Source organism: Streptomyces sp. NBC_01707 (assembly GCF_041438805.1).
Taxonomy (GTDB): domain Bacteria; phylum Actinomycetota; class Actinomycetes; order Streptomycetales; family Streptomycetaceae; genus Streptomyces.
This window is the reverse complement of the sequence record NZ_CP109190.1, coordinates 9,016,429-9,035,137: the sequence shown is the minus strand read 5'-3', so window position 1 is coordinate 9,035,137 and position 18,709 is coordinate 9,016,429. Positions and strand designations below refer to the sequence as shown.

12 protein-coding genes are annotated in these 18,709 nt (G+C 70.2%); 6 read left to right on the top strand and 6 right to left on the bottom strand.

The genetic code is table 11. The features are described from left to right. Positions 1-102 precede the first annotated feature (102 nt). A complete protein-coding gene (locus OG963_RS40395) occupies positions 103-2,328 on the top strand; it encodes a germacradienol/geosmin synthase (protein WP_371800034.1) in 2,226 nt (741 codons plus the stop codon). Here the strand turns inward: OG963_RS40395 and OG963_RS40390 are convergent. The 3 genes from OG963_RS40390 to OG963_RS40380 form a co-directional block, all read right to left on the bottom strand. Continuing rightward, the gene (locus tag OG963_RS40390; protein WP_371800033.1) at positions 2,292-4,694 is read right to left on the bottom strand and encodes a glycoside hydrolase N-terminal domain-containing protein; all 2,403 of its coding nucleotides are present in this window, start codon (positions 4,692-4,694) and stop codon (positions 2,292-2,294) included. The two genes, OG963_RS40395 and OG963_RS40390, sit on opposite strands and share 37 nt — an antisense overlap. A 151-nt stretch (positions 4,695-4,845) precedes the next feature. Next, positions 4,846-5,346 carry a hypothetical protein gene (locus OG963_RS40385; RefSeq protein WP_030928952.1) on the bottom strand — a complete coding sequence of 167 codons (501 nt, stop codon included), beginning with the start codon at positions 5,344-5,346 and terminating at the stop codon, positions 4,846-4,848. Continuing rightward, on the bottom strand, positions 5,324-5,863 hold the full coding sequence (locus OG963_RS40380; RefSeq protein ID WP_371800032.1) for a class I SAM-dependent methyltransferase: 540 nt from the start codon (positions 5,861-5,863) through the stop codon (positions 5,324-5,326). Before OG963_RS40380 ends, OG963_RS40385 begins: the two co-directional genes overlap by 23 nt. A gap of 172 nt (positions 5,864-6,035) precedes the next feature. Between OG963_RS40380 and OG963_RS40375 the strand changes: the two genes are divergently transcribed. Beyond that, positions 6,036-6,668 carry a LysE/ArgO family amino acid transporter gene (locus OG963_RS40375; protein ID WP_371800031.1) on the top strand — a complete coding sequence of 211 codons (633 nt, stop codon included), beginning with the start codon at positions 6,036-6,038 and terminating at the stop codon, positions 6,666-6,668. A gap of 76 nt (positions 6,669-6,744) precedes the next feature. Here the strand turns inward: OG963_RS40375 and OG963_RS40370 are convergent, their stop codons facing one another. Then, positions 6,745-8,604, bottom strand: coding sequence for a serine hydrolase (locus OG963_RS40370; RefSeq protein ID WP_371800030.1), 1,860 nt, complete (start codon positions 8,602-8,604; stop codon positions 6,745-6,747). A gap of 182 nt (positions 8,605-8,786) precedes the next feature. On the opposite strand from OG963_RS40370, the gene OG963_RS40365 reads away from it, so the two are divergent. Further along, a complete protein-coding gene (locus OG963_RS40365) occupies positions 8,787-9,896 on the top strand; it encodes an NAD(P)H-dependent flavin oxidoreductase (protein ID WP_371800029.1) in 1,110 nt (369 codons plus the stop codon). Next, entirely contained in the window at positions 9,893-11,443 is a 1,551-nt protein-coding gene (locus tag OG963_RS40360; protein ID WP_371800028.1) for an acyl-CoA synthetase, read from the top strand. The genes OG963_RS40365 and OG963_RS40360 overlap by 4 nt, the downstream gene beginning before the upstream one ends. Before the next feature lie 52 nt (positions 11,444-11,495). Here OG963_RS40360 and OG963_RS40355 read toward each other — a convergent pair whose 3' ends face one another. Next, a complete protein-coding gene (locus OG963_RS40355; RefSeq protein WP_362273278.1) occupies positions 11,496-13,907 on the bottom strand; it encodes a penicillin acylase family protein in 2,412 nt (803 codons plus the stop codon). A 149-nt stretch (positions 13,908-14,056) separates the two neighbouring features. Between OG963_RS40355 and OG963_RS40350 the strand changes: the two genes are divergently transcribed. Beyond that, positions 14,057-15,565, top strand: coding sequence for an acyl-CoA synthetase (locus OG963_RS40350; RefSeq protein ID WP_319740205.1), 1,509 nt, complete (start codon positions 14,057-14,059; stop codon positions 15,563-15,565). Positions 15,566-15,696: 131 nt separating this feature from the next. Here the strand turns inward: OG963_RS40350 and paaK are convergent, their stop codons facing one another. Next, positions 15,697-16,986 (bottom strand): phenylacetate--CoA ligase PaaK, encoded by a 1,290-nt coding sequence (gene paaK, locus OG963_RS40345; RefSeq protein WP_362273315.1) that lies wholly within the window; start codon positions 16,984-16,986, stop codon positions 15,697-15,699. Positions 16,987-17,175: 189 nt separating this feature from the next. On the opposite strand from paaK, the gene OG963_RS40340 reads away from it, so the two are divergent. Then, positions 17,176-18,699, top strand: a complete 1,524-nt coding sequence (locus OG963_RS40340; protein WP_371800027.1) for an alpha/beta fold hydrolase — start codon at positions 17,176-17,178, stop codon at positions 18,697-18,699. Positions 18,700-18,709: the final 10 nt, after the last annotated feature.

Genomic DNA, 18,709 nt, shown 5'->3' with positions numbered 1-18,709 from the left:
ATTCCTGGTGTGCGTGCCCCGGACGGCCGAAGGGTAGTGCTCGCGCGGACACGAAAGGTCCGCGCGGCCCCGCGCGGAATTCCTCGGAAAGGCCGGACGCACATGGCTCAGCCCTTCACCCTGCCGGACTTCTATGTTCCGTATCCGGCGCGGCTCAACCCCCATGTCGAGGAGGCGCGACAGCACACCAAGTCCTGGGCGCGCAGCATAGGGATGGTGGAAGGGTCCGGCATCTGGGAGGAGAAGGACCTCGACTCCCATGACTACGCCCTGCTGTGCGCGTACACCCACCCCGACTGCTCGGCGGAGGCCCTGTCACTGGTCACCGACTGGTACGTGTGGGTGTTCTTCTTCGACGACCACTTCCTGGAGCTGTTCAAGCGCACCCCGGACCGGGAGGGCGGCAAGAAGTACCTGGACCGGCTACCGGCGTTCATGCCGATGGAACGAGGGGCTCGGACACCCGAGTCGACGAACCCGGTAGAGGCGGGGCTGGCCGACCTGTGGGCGCGGACGGTGCCGAGCATGTCCGACGCCTGGCGGGCCCGGTTCGCGGAGGCGACCGAGAACCTGCTCAACGAGTCGCTGTGGGAACTCGCCAACATCAACGAGGGCCGCATCGCGAACCCCGTGGAGTACATCGAGATGCGCCGCAAGGTGGGCGGCGCACCATGGTCGGCCGGGCTCGTGGAGTACGCGGCGGGCGCCGAGGTCCCCGATTCGGTGGCCGACGAGCGGGCGCTGCGGGTGCTGCGGGACGCCTTCTCCGACGGTGTGCATCTGCGCAACGACCTGTTCTCGTACCAGCGGGAGGTCGAGGAGGAGGGCGAGAACAGCAACGGTGTGCTGGTACTGGAGAGGTTTCTGAACTGCTCCACCCAGGAGGCCGCCGAGGCGGTGAACGATCTGCTGACCTCGCGGCTCCAGCAGTTCGAGAACACCGCGCTCACCGAACTCGGACCACTGTGCGCGGAGAAGGGACTCGATCCGACGGAGACCGCGGCGGTTCTCACGTACGTCAAGGGTCTGCAGGACTGGCAGTCCGGCGGCCATGAGTGGCACCTGCGCTCCAGTCGCTACATGAACGGCGGCGGGGCGGGCGAGGCCGCCCTCGGCTTCGGCATGTCCGCCGCGTCGATCCGCTTCACCCCACGCTCGGAACTGGCCCGGCTGCGCAGCCACACCCATGCGCCCTACCGGCACGTCGGCCCGTCGCTGCTGCCCGCATTCGACCTGCCGTTCGGTACCACACTCAGTCCGCATCTGAACGGGGCGCGGGTCAGGCTCGTCGACTGGGCGCGCCGGATGGGGATCCTGGAGGCGCAGCCGGGGGTGCCGGGCTCGCACATCTGGGACGAGGAGCGGCTCGTCGCGATCGATCTGCCGTTGTGCGCGGCGGGTCTGCACCCGGACGCGACGGCGGACGAGCTGGATCTCGACTCGGGGTGGCTGGCCTGGGGTACCTACGGCGACGACTGGTTCCCGGTGGTGCACGGGCGGGCAAGGGACCTGGCCGGGGCGCGGCTGGCCAATGCGCGTCTCTCGCTGTTCATGCCACTGGACGACTCCGCCGCTCCGGAGCCGGTCAATGCGCTGGAGCGCGGTCTGTCCGATCTCTGGCAGCGCACGACGGCCCCGATGGACGACCGCGCGCGGCGCGCGTTGCGCACGGCCATCGAGTCGATGACGGCGAGCTGGCTCTGGGAGCTGGCCAACCAGGCGCAGAACCGGATCCCGGACCCGGTGGACTACATCGAGATGCGGCGGATGACGTTCGGTGCGGACCTCACGATGAGTCTGTGCCGACTCGGTCACGGCAAGAAGGTGCCGGAGGAGATCTATCGCAGCGGCCCGCTGCGCTCCCTGGAGAACGCGGCGTCGGACTATGCCGCGCTGCTCAACGACCTGTTCTCGTACCAGAAGGAGATCGAGTACGAGGGTGAGGTGCACAACGGCGTCCTGGTCGTGCAGAACTTCTTCGGGGCCGACTATCCGACGGCGGTGGCGATCGTGCACGACCTGATGAACTCGCGGCTGCGCCAGTTCCTCCATGTCGCCGAGCAGGAACTCCCGGTCCTGTACGACGACTTCGGGCTGGATGCCGAGGCCAGGGAGACCATGGAGGGGTACGTGCAGGAGCTCAGGCACTGGCTCGCCGGCATCCTGATCTGGCACCGGGACTGCCGCCGCTATCGCGAAGAGGATCTGCGGCGGGGTGCCGGCGCCCCGTGGCACCTCAGTGGTCCCACGGGGCGCGGCGTCTCGGCGGCGCGGGTCACCGCGCTGTTCTCTCAGCCCTCGGCTCTGCCCTCGGCCACCAGCGTGTAGCGGCCGCCCGCACGGGCCTTGAAGGTTCTTTCGCCGCTCGGCCACAGGGAGCCGCGGACGGTCACCTCGCGGCTTCGGCCCGCCGTGATCACCACACGGCGGGCCTGCCCGTCGGACCATTCGATGTCGACGGTGAAGCCTCCGCGGGCGCGGAGTCCGCGCACCGATCCCTCCGGCCAGCCGGCCGGCAGGGCGGGGAGGATCTCGATCACGTCGTACTGGCTCTGCAGCAGCATTTCGGCGATGCCCGACGTGGCACCGAAGTTGCCGTCGATCTGGAACGGCGGGTGGGTGTCCCAGAGGTTGGGGAGGGTGGAGCTCTTCAGCTGTTCCGCCAGCATCTTGTGGGAGTGGTCGCCCTCGCGCAACCGCGCCCAGAAGTTGATCTTCCACGCTTTGGACCAGCCGGTGCCGCCGTCGCCACGCGCCCCGAGAGAGACCTTGGCCGCCTCGGCCCAGTTGCTGCCGGGCTCGATCTGCCGGCCTGGATGGAGGGCGAAGAGGTGCGATACGTGGCGGTGGTCGTCGGCCGGATCGTCCCGGTCGGTCTTCCACTCCTGGAGCTGTCCCCAGGAGCCGATCCGCAGCCCGGGGTCGAGCCGGTCCAGGGCCGTCCGCAGTCGACTGCGGAAGGCGGGGGCGTCACCGAGTGTGCGGGCGGCCTCCAGGGTGTTGGTGAGCAGGTCATGGACGATCTGCTGGGACATCGCGGCGCCCGCGGTGAAGTCGCCGTGCTCGGGAGAGTAGCTGGGGGTGACGACGAGCAGCCCGTCGCGCGGGTCGGTGCGCAGATTGGCCAGCCAGAACTCGGCGGCCTCCTTCATCGCGGGATAGGCGGTGGAGCGCAGGTAACCGGTGGAGCCGCTGAACCGGTAGTGCTCGTACATCTGCTGGGTGAGCCAGGCGGCAGCCTCGGGGAACCAGAAGGCGGTCGACCAGTCGTGGACGCCGGTGAAGCCGTACGGGTTGGTCTCGTTGTGCACCACCCAGCCGGCCGTCCCGAACATCTCCTTCGCCGTGCGGCGCCCCGGTGCGCGCATCGCCTCGATGTAGCGGTCGTACGGTGCGGTGGTCTCGGCCAGGTTGGTGACCTCGGCGAGCCAGTAGTTCATCTGGAGGTTGATGTTGCTGTGGTAGTCGGCGGACCACGGCGGGGTGGTGGAGTTGTTCCAGACGCCCTGGAGGTTGGCGGGCAGCGAACCCGCCCGCGAGGACGCGATCAGCAGGTAGCGGCCGTACTGGAAGAACAGCGCTTCCAGCGCCCGGTCGGCGGGGCTCGTACCGCCGGTGTACCGGGCGAGCAGTTGGTCGGTCGGCAGGTCGGGCAGTTGCTGGCCGATGTCGAGGGCGACCCGGTCGAAGAGTGCGCCGTGATCGCGTACGTGGGCGGCCCGCACCTTCTCGTACGAGGTTCCGGCCGCCTCGTCCACCGTGCGGGTGACCGCACGGTGCGGGTCGTCGCCGCGGTAGGCCGGATAGCGGTCGGCGTAGTCGGTGGCAGCGGCGAGGACGAACCAGGCGCTGTCGGCGTCGGTGACGGTGAGTGTGCCGTCAGGCCCGGCGGTGACACGACCGCCAGTCGTACGGATCCGGATCTGGGCCTCGAAGCGCAGCCCGTTGTCCTCCAGCACACCCCGCACGGTCAGCCGGTCTCCAGCGGCGGTAGCGGTGAAGTCGCTGCGCGGCGAGGTGTAGCGCAAGGTGAAGGAGACCTGTCCCGGACGGTCCGCTCCGAGCCGCCCGGCGATGACGCTGCCGGGGTGCGAGACGAAGAACTCCCGGGTGTGGTGGACGTCCTGGTGGGCGTAGGCGACGGTGGCGAGCGCCGACCGCAGGTCGAGGGCGCGCCGGTAGGACCCGTCGGGGGTGGCCGGGGCATTCGACAGATCGAGCAGCAGGTCACCGAAGACCTGGTAGGCGCCGTAGCCGCGGCGTGCCTGGCCGAGCGCCGCGGCGACCGAATCCGGGTCGATCGCACCGTCGTTGTCGAGGTGTTGCTGCACTGCGGTGAGGGCGCCGGGTCTGGGGGCGGTCCAGTTCCCGAAGTCGTACCCCTGGGTGGAGCCGGGGCCGCCGGTCCACAGCGTCTTCTCGTTGAAGGTGAGCCGTTCGGAAGCGAGTGTTCCGTAGACGCTCGCTCCCAGGGCGCCACCACCGATGGGCAGCGATTCGCGTTCCCAGTCGGCAGCGGGGGTCCGGTACCAGAGCACCGGGTCCACCAGCGTCCTGGCCTCGTCCGGCCCCTCCGATCCGGCTGATTCATCGGAGGTACTGGCGGCAGCCGCCGTTCCGGCGAGTGCGGGAACCCCCAGCGCCAGGGCACCTGTTGCGCCGATGGCTGTCTTCACTGTGGTGCGTCGCGTCATCCCGGGTGTCATGGCGCACGACGCTAAAGGTCCGACGACTATTCGGACAAGGTGCATGACAGAGCAGCCTCTTGGACGGAGGCTGCTCAGGATTGGACAAAAATGCTCCGCGGCCGTCCGGATCGGTGCGGACGGCCGTGCCAGGGACGTTTCAGCCCTGCTGGAACAGCTCGGCGGGCAGGGGCTTCAGCAGGGTGTACAGATCGTCGGTGATCGGCCGGTCCCAGCTGGCGATGGTGACGAGCACCCCGTCGCTGCGGTCGAACTGGACGCAGGAGATCCGGGTCTCGGACAGCTTCACCCGGCGGACGATCAGCAGGTTGTCGCCCTGCATCACCGGCATGTCGTCGGTGCCGGTCACCTCGACCGGCTCGTCGTTCTCCAGCGCGAGCAGCAGCTGCGCGACCTCGAACGGGACCTGGCCCTCCTCGGTCTCGCGGGCGGGCGAACCCTCCGGGAGATTACCGATGATCATCGCGGGGCCGCGGCCGCCGAACAGGTCGTACCGCAGGAAGACACCCTGACAGCTCCCGTCGGGTGCGGGCAGCAGACCGGCGCCGAGGTTTCCGGGCCAGTCCCCCGGGTCCATGGCCAGGACGTCGAAATCCGGGCCCGCGGGTGTGGCGGCGCTACGGCGGCGGAGGAAGGACATGCAGACATGTTACGTGTCCGGGCTCACGTTGCGGAGCCGGGCCCGCGCACGTCGGACGGCCGACCGGCGGGCCCAGGCGTGTCCGGCGCATGATGACCCGACTCCGCGGCCAGCGCCTCCAGGACGCCGGCAACAGCTCCGGGGGCGTGTGGATGATGGAGTACCAGGCGATGATGCCGCCGAGACTGCCGTCCTCCAGATCCAGCGCGTTCATCGAACCCACGTCGAAACGAAGGTCCGGATGGGTCCGACGGGCCACCGCGATCATCTCCGGCGACAGGTCGATGCCACGTGCGGTCAGGCCCAGTGACTGCAGATGCCCTGTCACTCGGCCGGGACCGCACCCGATGTCGGCGACCGGTCCGGCATCGGACGCCTGCACGAGTTCGACGAATGCGGCCAGCATCGCCCGGTCCAGCGGCCTGTGTCCGAGTTCCGTTCTCAGGATTTCGGCGTAGTCCGCGGCGACGGTGTCGTAGGACGCCCGGGTGATGCGCAGGTAGGCGGGTTCTGTCATGGGTGAGCAGCGTAGTGGCTGACAACAATTGCATTGCCCACGCCCCCGGCCGCCCCCATCATCTGTTCATGAACTCGATCACCGCCCTCCTGTCGCCGACCCCTGCCGCCGCCCGACCGGTACGGGGCCAGCAGCAGCCCGGCCCACCGCGGAGGCTCGACCCCCTGCACACGTGATCGCCGCCCTGGTCGCGGGGCTCCTGGCCGGCTTGGGCATCGCCATGCCGATCGGAGCGGTCGGGGCCTACCTGGTGACCCTGACGGCCCGGACGTCCCTGAAGACCGGTGCCGCTGCCGCGCTCGGCGTCGCGACGGCCGACGGCCTCTATGCGCTGATCGCGGTCGTCGGTGGTTCGTCGCTCACGCATGTCATCGAACCTTTCGCGCTGCCTCTGCGCTGGGTCTCGGCGCTGGTGCTCGTCGCACTGGCCGCTCTGGGTGGTGCCACGGCGATCAGCAGGTACCGCACGCGGCATTCGGCGGTCCGGGCCGACGGGGCACCCCTCGGCCCCGCGCGGGCCTATCTGGGGCTGCTCGGAATGACGATGCTGAACCCCACCACCGTGATCTACTTCGCGGCGCTGGTGCTCGGCAGCCGGACCGCCGCTGCGGATCCCGACCGCTGGGAACAGTCGGTCTTCGTCCTCGCGGCCTTCGCGGCGTCCGCGGGCTGGCAACTGGTGCTCGCCGGTGGGGGAGCGCTGCTCGGCCGCGCGCTGACCAGCCATCGTGGGCGGCTCGTCACCGCCCTGGCATCCAGCACGCTGATCACCGCACTCGCCGTCCATCTGCTCGTCCCGTCGTGATGACGCCGGGCTGCCGGCCGAAACGGCCGGCAGCCCGGGCCCTGCTCGACGTCACTCGAGGGCGCGACGGCGCGCCTCAGTCCGCGGACACCGTCCACCCGTTGGCCTCGATACGCCCCGCGTCGGCGGACCTGCTGTCGTCGAAGACCGTACGGCCGTGGTCCTCGACCCGGATGCCGTCCACGTACGCCCCGCGCCCGACGTACAGCTGGTCCGTGGTGTACCGCCACCGCAGCCGCACCTCCTTGTCGCGCCAGGCGGCAAGGTCCGCTTCCAGTCGGTGCCAGACCCGGCCGGACCAGCCGGAGACCGAGCCGGCCGGATGCGGTTCGGGCTCCGTCCCGTGGTGTTCGACCGATGTCGGTACGGTGGTGAACGGCACCGGCTGCCAGGTCGCCCCGGCGTCCGACGAGGCCTCGAGGAACAGGAAGTCGGAGCCCGGCTCGGTGTCCCACCACAGCGCACAGCTCAGCGCGGCACGCGACGTCACCGGACGCAGCACGGGCAGAGCGAGCGTGGCGGAGGCGGCGCTCGCCATGCCGGAGAACCAGGCGGTACGGCCTCGGGCCGGGCGCACCGCCACCGCTCGCGCCATCTGGTTCGCCGTGGCGACCCGTGGTGCGCTGCCGGAGCGCCAAGTGCGCACCGGGTGGACCGAGTTGCCCAGCACGATCAGGAACGAGTCGGTCGTCGGATCGAGGACCAGGCTTGTGCCCGTGAAGCCGGTGTGGCCCGCGGTGCGCGGGGTGGCCATCGCCCCCATGTACCAGTGCTGGTAGAGCTCGAAGCCGAGCCCGTGCGCGTCACCCGGGAACGCGGTGTTGAAGTCGGTGAACAGGAGATCCACCGACTCGTCGGAGAGGATTCTCGCGTGCCCGTAGACGCCGCCGTTGAGCAGCGTTCGGGCGAGGATCGCCAGGTCCCAGGCGCAGGAGAAGACTCCGGCGTGGCCGGCCACCCCGTCCAGGCTGTAGGCGTTCTCGTCGTGCACCTCGCCCCAGACGAGGCCGCGGTCCAGGCCGGACCAGGGCAGCCTGGCGTCCTCGGTCGCCGCGATCTTCGGCTTCCAGGCGGCCGGCGGGTTGTAGCGAGTGCGGTGCATGCCGAGCGGAGCGGTGATCTCCTCGCGGAGCAGGACGTCCTCGGTGCGGCCGGTGATCTTCTCCAGGACCAGCTGCAACGAGATCAGATTCAGGTCGGAGTAGAGGTACACGGTGCCGGGCGGATTCGCCGGCACCTCGTTCCACAGCAGCTGCAGTTTTCCCTCCCGCGTCGGCGCGTTGTAGAGCGGAATCCAGGCGCGGAAACCCGACGTGTGCGTGAGCAGCTGACGGATCGTGACGTCCTGCTTGCCGCCCCTCGCGAAGTCGGGCAGATACGAGGCGACCTTCGCCTCCAGCTCCAGCGCCCCGCGCTCGATCTGCTGCACGGCCAGGATCGAGGTGAACAGCTTCGACACCGACGCCAGGTCGAAGACCGTGTCCTCGGCCATCGCGATCTGCTGGTCCGCCGGGAACTCCACCCCGGTGTCGGTCTTCTCGTCGTACGCCGCGTACCGCACCGCCTTGCCGATCGGCCGGTGCAGTGCCACCGTGCCACCGCGCCCTGCGAGCAGCACCGCGCCCGCGAACCACGGGTGCTTGGGGGAGGCGCCGAGGAACTTCTCGGCGTCGGTGACCAATTGGTCCAGCGGACCCTGCAACAGGCCCGCGCGGGCGGCGGAGCCGCGCCGCAGCGTCGGCCGGCCGTGCGCGGCATCCGCACCCGGTCCCGATGTCCCCGCCTCCGATGCCCCCGACGATCCCGCCCCAGATTCCATGGCCGACGCCGTCTCCGCGAACGGAATCGGCGCCAGGGCGAGTGCCCCGCCCAGTGCCAGCATCCCGCCGCTCAACCTGCGTCGGCTGATTCCTCTGGCGGCTGCGTCCTCGGTCATCCGGAACCCCTTCCTACCGGGTGAAAGTAACTTTCGTCATCCAGTCCCGTGCTGAAACTTCCTGCCGCCGCAGAGATTACTGTCACCCCTGCCGTCCCGGAGGCTCCCGGCGCCACAAAGAATCTGACACTGCATCAGAAAACCTCTTCCTTCGGATGTCCGACTGCGGCATCCTGCCGCCCATGGAGACGGAGCTGAGCAAGAAACTGGGAGTCGAGCACGCCATCTTCGGCTTCACGCCGTTCCCGGCGGTGGCCGCGGCCATCACCCGGGCCGGCGGGTTCGGCGTACTCGGCGCGGTCCGTTACACCGCCCCCGACGATCTCGCGCGCGACCTCGACTGGATGCAGGAGCACACCGACGGCAAGCCGTACGGCCTCGATGTCGTCATGCCCGCCAGAAAGGTGGAGGGGGTGACGGAGGCCGATGTCGAGGCGATGATCCCTGCCGGACACCGCCAGTTCGTCCAGGACACCCTCGCCAAGCACGGCGTCCCCGAACTCGCCGAGGGCGAGGCCTCCGGCTGGCGGATCACCGGATGGATGGAGGAGGTCGCCCGCAGCCAGCTCGACGTCGCCTTCGAGTACCCCATCAAGCTGCTCGCCAACGCACTCGGTTCGCCCCCCGCCGACGTCGTGCAGCGCGCACATGACGGGGACGTCCTCGTCGCCGCCCTCGCCGGAAGCGCCAGACATGCCCGGCACCACGCGGATGCGGGCATCGACATCGTCGTCGCCCAGGGGTACGAGGCGGGCGGCCACACCGGAGAGATCGCCTCCATGGTCCTCGTCCCCGAGGTCGTCGACGCCGTGGGACCGCTCCCCGTCCTCGCCGCCGGAGGCATCGGCAGCGGAGAGCAGGTCGCCGCCGGACTCGCTCTCGGAGCGCAGGGCGTCTGGCTCGGCTCGCTCTGGCTGACCACCGAGGAGGCGGACCTCCACTCCCGCGCGCTGACCCGCAAACTCCTTGCCGCAGGCTCCGGCGACACCGTTCGCTCCCGTGCCCTCACCGGCAAACCCGCACGCCAGCTCCGTACCGAATGGACCGACGCCTGGGACGACCCGTCGGGACCCGGCACGCTCCCGATGCCGCTCCAGGGGCTGCTGGTCGCCGAGGCGGTCTCCCGTATCCAGAAGTACGAGACCGGCGCACTGCTCGGCACCCCCGTCGGCCAGATCGTCGGCCGGATGAACACCGAACGCAGCGTGCAGGCCGTCTTCGACGACCTGACCAGCGGCTTCGAGCGCGCCGTGGACCGGATCAACCGCATCGCCGGACGGAGCGTCGCATGAATCAGTCGCCGAACGGCTTCTGGGCCCAGGCCACAGCCGACCCCGAACGCACGGTCCTGGTCGGGCCCGACGGGCAGACCTGGACCGCAGGCCGGCTGCACGCCGCCGCCAACCGCCTGGTCCACGGGCTTCGTGCGGCAGGGCTCCGGCAGGGCGACGCGTTCGCCGTCGTTCTCCCCAACGGCGTCGAGTTCCTCACCGCCTACCTCGCCGCCTCCCAGGCCGGCTTCTACCTCGTACCCGTCAACCACCATCTCGTCGGCCCCGAGATCGCCTGGATCGTCTCCGACTCCGGCTCCAAGGTGCTGATCGCACACGAGCGGTTCACCGACGCTGCGACTGCCGCCGCGGACGAGGCGAAGCTGTCGGCGAGCCACCGGTACGCCGTCGGCGAGGTCGACGGCTTCCGCCCCTACGCCGAACTGCTCGACGGGCAGTCCGACGCCCCGCCCGACGACCGCACGCTCGGCTGGGTCATGAACTACACCTCGGGCACCACCGGCCGGCCGCGCGGCATCCGTCGCCCGCTGCCCGGAAGGCTCCCCGAGGAGAGCCATCTCGGCGGATTCCTCGGCATCTTCGGCATCAGGCCGTTCGACGGCAACGTCCACCTGGTCTGCTCGCCGCTCTACCACACCGCCGTACTCCAGTTCGCGGGCGCCGCCCTGCACATCGGGCACCCCCTGGTGCTGATGGACAAGTGGGCGCCCGAGGAGATGCTGCGGGTCATCGACGCCCACCGCTGCACGCACACGCACATGGTCCCCACCCAGTTCCACCGCCTCCTGGCCCTGCCCGACAAGGTGAAGGAGCGGTACGACGTCACCTCGATGCGGCATGCCATCCATGGCGCGGCCCCCTGCCCCGACCACGTCAAACGCGCCATGATCGACTGGTGGGGACGGTGCGTCGAGGAGTACTACGCCGCCAGCGAGGGTGGCGGGGCGTTCGCCACCGCCGAGGACTGGCTGAAGAAACCCGGCACGGTCGGGAAGGCGTGGCCCATCAGCGAACTCGCCGTCTTCGACGACGACGGCAACCGCCTCCCGCCGGGCGAACTGGGCACCGTCTACATGAAGATGAGCACCGGTGGCTTCAGCTATCACAAGGACAGGACCAAGACGGAGAAGAACCGCATCGGTGACTTCTTCACCGTCGGCGACCTCGGCATCCTCGACGAGGGCGGCTATCTCTTCCTCCGCGACCGCAAGATCGACATGATCATCTCGGGCGGCGTGAACATCTACCCCGCCGAGATCGAAGCCGCCCTCCTAGCCCACCCCGCGGTCGCCGACGCCGCCGTCTTCGGTATCCCGCACGCCGACTGGGGCGAGGAGGTCAAGGCGGTCGTCGAGCCGGCTGAGGGACACCTGCCGGGCGACGGGTTCGCCACCGAGATCCTCGCCCACTGCGCGCAGCGGCTCGCCGGGTACAAACGCCCCAAGAGCGTCGACTTCATCGAGACGATGCCGCGCGACCCGAACGGCAAGCTGTACAAGCGACGGCTGCGCGACCCGTACTGGGAAGGCCACCGGCGGCGACTGTGACCGACGGGCCGGCACCCTGCCGTCCCCGGGCGGGGTACCGGCCCACGGCGGACTACCGGTGCTCGTGCACCCGCACCACCCGCAGTGCCGGCGAGCGTGCGATGTCCTTCTCGCAGAACCGGGAGGTCACCCAGCGCTCACCCGAGTAGAGCTCGGTCTGGTCGCTGAAGTGCGGCGACTTCGGATTCGAGGACTGGGAGTACGTCAGCAGGGTTCGGGCAACCGGGCACTTCGAGCCGTCCCAGCCGACCGCCTGGACATAGCTCGAGCCGGCCGACACCTCCGTGTAGCCGCCACCTGCGGCGTCCCACACCGGCTCCGTCTTGTTCCAGATACCGAGGGACTCCGTGCCGCCGCCCACCGGGATGCGCTTCCCGTTCCGCACGACCCCTTGGTGGTCGCCAAGCGGTGCGTCCAGGGCGATCCCGGCCGCGCGCAGCTCGGCGACCGCGTCGGCGAGCGCCGAAGTGACCCCCGGAGCCGAGGTGTTCAGCGTGTTCGGGGTACGGACCGGGTCCGCGGCGGAGAAGGGCACCTTCCACAGCTCGGCCGCCGGCACCGCGGTGGCCCTGCGCCAGAACCGGTCGAAGAGCAGCGCCCCCCGGCTGCCGGTGTCGACCCTGCGGTCCCAGTGGGCGAGCACACCGCACGCCGCCGAGACATCGACCGCTGTCCCGTCACTGCCGACGGCACGCCCGCCGGGCAGCGCGGCGCAGGCGCGCGCCAGGTCGGCCGCGGCCAGATCCCCGGCCGGGGCGCGGTTCGCGTACTGCTGGTCCTGCAGATCGCGGAGGGTGAGCCGGCCCTTCGCCGCCATCGCCGACACATCCTCGATCGCTCCCCGGGTCCGCATCGACCGGGGCGCGGCGACCGTACCGAAGACCCGCTCGAAGCCGGTCAGCGGAGCGTCGGCGTTGGTCAGCCAGGCGCTGTCGTTGGAGTTCTCGACGTACGGGGCGTCCTTGACGGTCGGCATCCGGCCCGGCCCGAAGATGCCGGGCTGCACCGCATCCGGGTCCGAACCGAGGGCGCAGTCGCTCCTCGAACCGTCCAGCACCGCGAGCCCGGACGACGGGTACGTCGCCCGGCCCAGCGGGGTGGAGCACCGCTGAGCGAGCTCGTCCGTGATCCTCGGCAGCACCTGCGACTGGGAGAAGAACGAATGCCCCGACGAATCGGCGGCGATGGTGTTCACCCACGGCAGCCCCTGGGTGCGGCGCAACGCGGTCTGGATGTCGGCGGTGCTACGGGCCCTGCTGAACCCGAGACCGGTGTCCGGGGATCGCAGATTCGTGGCGTTCGGGTCGTTGAGCGCGTACGCGGTGGCCGCCGTCCACGGCAACGGCAGCCCGGCCCCGAGCGAGTTGACGACCGGACCGTACCGGGTCCACCACTGCGCGCGGGTCACCGCGGCGCCGCCCTTCACGGCCACCGAGACCGTGCGTTTCACCATGCGCTCCGGCCGGCCGTCCACCAGATAGACGGTCGGATCCGCCGGGTCCAGACTCAGCTGATGCAGATTGAGGGTGACACCGGTGGCGACCGTGTGGCTCCACGCGATGTTCGCGTTGTGCCCGATCGACACGGTCGCCGAGCCGAGCAGCGAACCGCCCGCCACGTTCAGCTCCCCGGGGATGGTCTGCTGCGACTGCCAGAACCGCCGCCCACCCTGCCACGGGTAGTGCGGATTGCCCAGCAGCAGCCCACGCCCGTTCGCCGTCGAACTGCCCCGGAACGCGACCGCGTTGGAGCCCATGTCCGCGTTCTGCGTGGACAGCAGCCGCTGCGCCGCCTGCGCCGCGTCCGTGGGCCGGACACCGGGCGACGCGGCCGTGCCCGTCGGTGGCTGCGCCGCTGTGATGCCGTCGATGCCGCGGCCCTGGCCGCCCAGCACGGAGAGCGCGAAGGCGCGGGTCGTGACGTCCAGGGCCGTCACCGGCCGCACCCAGTCGGCGTTCCGGCAGGCCGGATCCGTGATCCGGTTCTGGGCCAGCCATGCGTTGTACCCGGCCGCCCAGCCGCGTTCCAGCTCCTTCACGTCATGGCTCTGACCCGCCGGAGCGGGCACCTTCAGCAGCTTCTCGACGGTGTGGCTGTCGCGTATCCCGCGGAAGTAGAGATCACTGGAGAGATTCTTCGTCGCGGAGGACAGCGAGCCGTCCGGCGCCGCGTCCGGGCCGAAGTACCTCGACCGCTCGCCGCGCAGCGTCACGAAGCCGTCGGCGAGCGTGCACACCTGGTCGGCGGCCTGCGCCCAGCCGTTGCCGAACCCCAGATCCGCGTAGTCCTTGGCCACGATGTGCGGGATGCCGTACTCGGTGTAGCGGATCACGGCGGAGAGCCCGCCGCCCGACGGGTGCCGGTCGTGCGAGGGATCGGCCGCGGCCGGTGGCAGGGACGCCGACACGGTGAACAGAGCGAGACCGGATACCGCGAGAAGTCTGAGCCGGTTTCGGAGGGGCAAGGGTCCTCCCAACTGTGCGTGCGCGAAAGGCGGTTGCTCGGATCTTCCGAGACGCCACGCGCAACTCAGCCAGCACCTCCGTACCCCTGTCAACATCGAGGCCGGGATCCGCCCTTGACCACCGGGCCCCGGCCGCACAGGATCACGCCATGACAGGTGTACGCAGCTCCACAGTCGACGGCGTCGTGACGCGCAGCGCCCGGCGCACTCCTGATCGCACCGCTGTGCGGTATGCCGAACGGTCCTGGACCTACCGGGCCCTCGACACGGCGGTCAGCACCGCTGCCGCCGTCCTGCTCGACGGACACGGCCTGCACCCCGGCGACCGGGTCGCCTCCTACGCGCACAACTCCGACGCGTACCTGATCGCGTACCTCGCCTGCGCCCGCGCCGGCCTGGTCCATGTGCCGGTCAACCAGAACCTCACCGGCGACGACCTGACGTACATCCTGCAGCAGTCGGGCAGCGCCCTCGTCCTCACCGATCCGGACCTTGCCGACCGGATCCCGGCCGGTTTCGCCGTACGTCCGCTGCGCGACGCGCCGCACTCCCTTCTCGGTGAACTCGCCAGCCCACGCTCCTTCACCGCTGAGCGCGAACCGGCCGCCGGCGACCTGGTGCAGCTGCTCTACACATCGGGCACCACCGCGCTCCCCAAAGGCGCGATGATGACGCACGGCTCCCTCGTCCACGAGTACGTCAGCGCGATCACCGCCCTCGATCTGCGTCCCACCGACCGGCCCGTCCACTCACTGCCGCTCTACCACTCCGCCCAGATGCATGTGTTCCTGCTGCCGTACCTCGCGGTCGGCGCGGAGAACACCATCCTCGACGCGCCCGAAGCGGGCAGGATCTTCGACCTCGTCGAGGCCGGGCAGGCGGACAGTCTGTTCGCCCCGCCGACCGTCTGGATCGGCCTCGCCAACCACCCGGAGTTCGCCACCCGAGACCTCGGCGGGCTGCGAAAGGCGTACTACGGGGCGTCGATCATGCCGGTTCCGGTGCTGGAACGGCTCCGTGAGCGGTTGCCCGCGCTCGCCTTCTACAACTGCTTCGGACAGAGCGAGATCGGCCCGCTCGCCACCGTCCTCGGGCCCGACGAGCACGAGGGCCGGATGGACTCCTGCGGCCGGCCGGTGCTCTTCGTCGAGGCGCGAGTCGTCGACGAGCACGGCAAGGAGGTCCCCGACGGTATGGCGGGCGAGGTCGTCTACCGCTCCCCGCAGCTGTGCGAGGGCTACTGGGACAAGCCGGAGGAGACCGCAGAGGCGTTCCGCGACGGGTGGTTCCACTCCGGCGATCTCGCGGTCCGGGACCCGGAGGGCTTCTTCACCGTCGTGGACCGGGTGAAGGACGTCATCAACTCCGGTGGTGTCCTCGTCGCCTCCCGCCAGGTCGAGGACGCGCTCTACACTCACCCAGCCGTCGCGGAGACAGCCGTCGTCGGATTGCCCGACGAGCGCTGGATCGAGGCCGTCACCGCCGTCGTGGTCCTGCGCGCCGACGCCACGGAACAGCAGCTGCTCGACCATGTGCGGGAACGGCTCGCCCACTTCAAGGCCCCGAAGAAGGTCCTCTTCGTGGACGAACTGCCGCGCAACGCCAGCGGAAAGATCCTCAAGCGCGAGCTCAGGGACCGTTTCACGCTCCCTGGGTGACGGTTTCGGCCGATCCCGACGAAGGCCCCCGACACGGCGGCGGCCCGGGCAGAGGCCGGGAACACCGCGGTGCCCGTCCCATCCGCCGGGGGCGAACGGCGCCCGCTCCCCGGCGGTCCGACGGCGGGCGCTCAACGCCCGCCGCGCTCGTCCACGATCCGCTTGAACTTGCCGACCGACCGCTCCAGCGTCTCGGGGTCGACGATCTCGACCCCCACCGACACCCCGATGCCCTCCTTGACAGCCGTCGCGATCGTGAGTGCCGCCGCCGCCCGCTGGTCCGGCGTCGACTCCGCCCGCGCCTCCGCCCGCACCGTGAGCGCGTCGAGCCGGCCCTCGCGGGTCAGCCGGAGCTGGAAGTGCGGCGCCACCCCGGGTGTACGCAGCACGATCTCCTCGATCTGGGTCGGGAAGAGATTCACCCCGCGAAGGATCACCAGGTCGTCGCTGCGCCCGGTGACCTTCTCCATACGCCGGAAGACCCTGGCCGTGCCGGGCAGCAGGCGGGTCAGATCCCGGGTCCGGTAGCGGATCACCGGCATGGCCTCCTTGGTGAGCGAGGTGAAGACGAGCTCGCCCTCCTCGCCCTCCGGCAACACCTCACCGGTCAGCGGGTCGACGACCTCCGGATAGAAGTGGTCCTCCCAGATGTGCAGTCCGTCCTTCGTCTCGACGCACTCCTGGGCGACACCGGGGCCGATCACCTCCGACAGGCCGTAGATGTCGACCGCGTCGATGGCGAACCGCTCCTCGATCTCCCGGCGCATCTCCTGCGTCCACGGCTCGGCACCGAATATCCCGACCTTCAGCGATGTCGTGCGCGGATCGACGCCCTGCCGCTCGAACTCGTCGAGAAGCGTGAGCATGTACGACGGCGTGATCATGATGATCTCCGGCCGGAAGTCCTGGATCAGCTGCACCTGGCGGGCAGTCATGCCGCCGGACGCGGGGATGACCGTACAGCCGAGCCGCTCCGCTCCGTAGTGCGCCCCGAGTCCGCCGGTGAACAGCCCGTACCCGTACGCCACATGGACCTTCTGGCCCGGGCGGCCGCCGGCCGCACGGATCGAGCGGGCGACCACATCCGCCCAGGTGTCGAGATCCCCCTGGGTGTAGCCGACGACGGTGGGGCGGCCCGTGGTCCCGCTGGACGCATGGATGCGCCGTACCTGGTCCTCCGGCACCGCGAACATGCCGAACGGATAGTTGTCGCGCAGATCGGTCTTCGTGGTGAACGGGAAGCGGGCCAGGTCGGCGAGACTGCGGCAGTCGTCCGGGCGAAGCCCCGCCGCGTCGAACGCCGCACGGTAGAAACCGACGTGGTCGTACGCATGCTGAAGTGTGGCGCGCAGACGTTCCAGCTGCAGCGCCTCCAGCTCCTTGCGGTCGAGCCGTTCCGCCGCGTCCAGCAGAGCCGTCATGCCGATCTCCCTCGTCCCGAGCAGACGACCGATCATTCGGTCGATCGTTACGGGAGCAGTAATTCAGGATGATCCGCGACCTGGCAAGGGGGGCGGCACAATCGTGCCGGTCGGGGCCGAACCGCGGCGCGGATACGCTCACACCGAACACCGGTGCAGCCCGGCGCGGCGCCTGTTTGGATGGCGTGCATGCCGTTCTTTCACACATATGACGGGACCGGGCTCACCTACCACCTGCAGGGCGAGGGCGAGCCACTGATCTGTGTGCCCGGTGGGCCGATGCGGGCCGCCGTCTACCTCGGCGACCTGGGCGGACTCTCCGCCCACCGGCAGCTGGTGCTGCTCGATCTGCGGGGGACGGGCGAGTCCGCGGTGCCCGACGACCCCGCGACGTACCGCTGCGATCGCCTCGTCGACGACGTCGAGGCGCTGCGCGTGCACCTGGGCCTGGAGCGCATCGACCTGCTGGGACACTCGGCGTCCGGCAACCTGGTCGAGCTCTACGCCGCCCGGTATCCGCAGCGGCTGCGCTCGCTCACGCTCGTCACTCCGGGAGCCCGGGCCGTCGGGCTGGAGACGACCGACCAGGACCGGACCGACGCCTTCGCGCTGCGCAGCGGCGAACCCTGGTACGAGGCCGGGGTCTCGGCACTGAAGGAGATCCAGGCCGGACACGGCGGCAGCGAGCAATGGGCGGCGGTCGAGCCGTTCGCCTACGGGCGGTGGGACGCCGCGGCTCGCACGCATGCCGCCGGGAAAGCGGCACAGTGCAATACCGGGGCGATGGCGGTCCACCACCAGGACGGCGCCTTCGACACGGCGGCCACGGTTGCCGCACTGCACGACCTGCCGGTCCCGGTGCTCGTCCTCGCGGGGGAGTACGACGCGGCACCGACCCCCGACCGCGCCGCCGAGCTGGCCGCGCTCTTTCCGCAGGCCGAGTTCGCCGTGCAGCGCGGTGCCGCGCACTTCCCGTGGCTCGACGACCCCGGCGCGTTCGTCCGCACCGTCCGTGCGTTCCTCGACCCCGAGGTGCACAGCGTCCAGGCCGGCGGCATACGGCTCGCGTACCGCGTCTGGGGCGATCCGTCCGCCCCGCCCGTCGTCCTCGCACACGGACGGGGCGGCAACAGCCGGGACTGGACGGAGATCGCCGAACAGCTCGCCGCCGACCATCGGGTGTACGCACTCGACTTCCGCGGCCACGGCCTCAGCGACTGGACCGGCCGCTATTCGTTCGAGCTGTTCCGCGACGATCTGCACGCCTTCATGGAGGCCCGCAATCTGGCCGGCGCCACCGTCGTCGGGCACTCGATGGGCGGGGCCGCCGCCTATCTGCTCGCCCAACGGGAACCCGGACTGATCGGCAGACTCGTCATCGAGGAGGCCCCGACGCTCATCCCGCTCGACCCGCCGCGTCCGCCTGCCGAACGCCCGGACCAGAAGCTCGACTTCGACTGGCCGGTCGTCCCGTCGATCGACGCCCAGCTCAACGACCCCGATCCGACAGGCCATGAGCGCCTCGGCGACATCACCGCCCCGACACTCGTCATCGGAGGGGGCCCCGGCAGCCACCTCCCACAGGATCAACTCGCCCGGATGGCGCAGCAGATCCCCGACTGCCGGTTCGTCACCATCGACGCCGGACATCTCGTCCACACCGCCCGACCCGCCGAATTCCTGGTGGCACTGCGGTCGTTCGGCATGGACTGAGAAGTCGGCG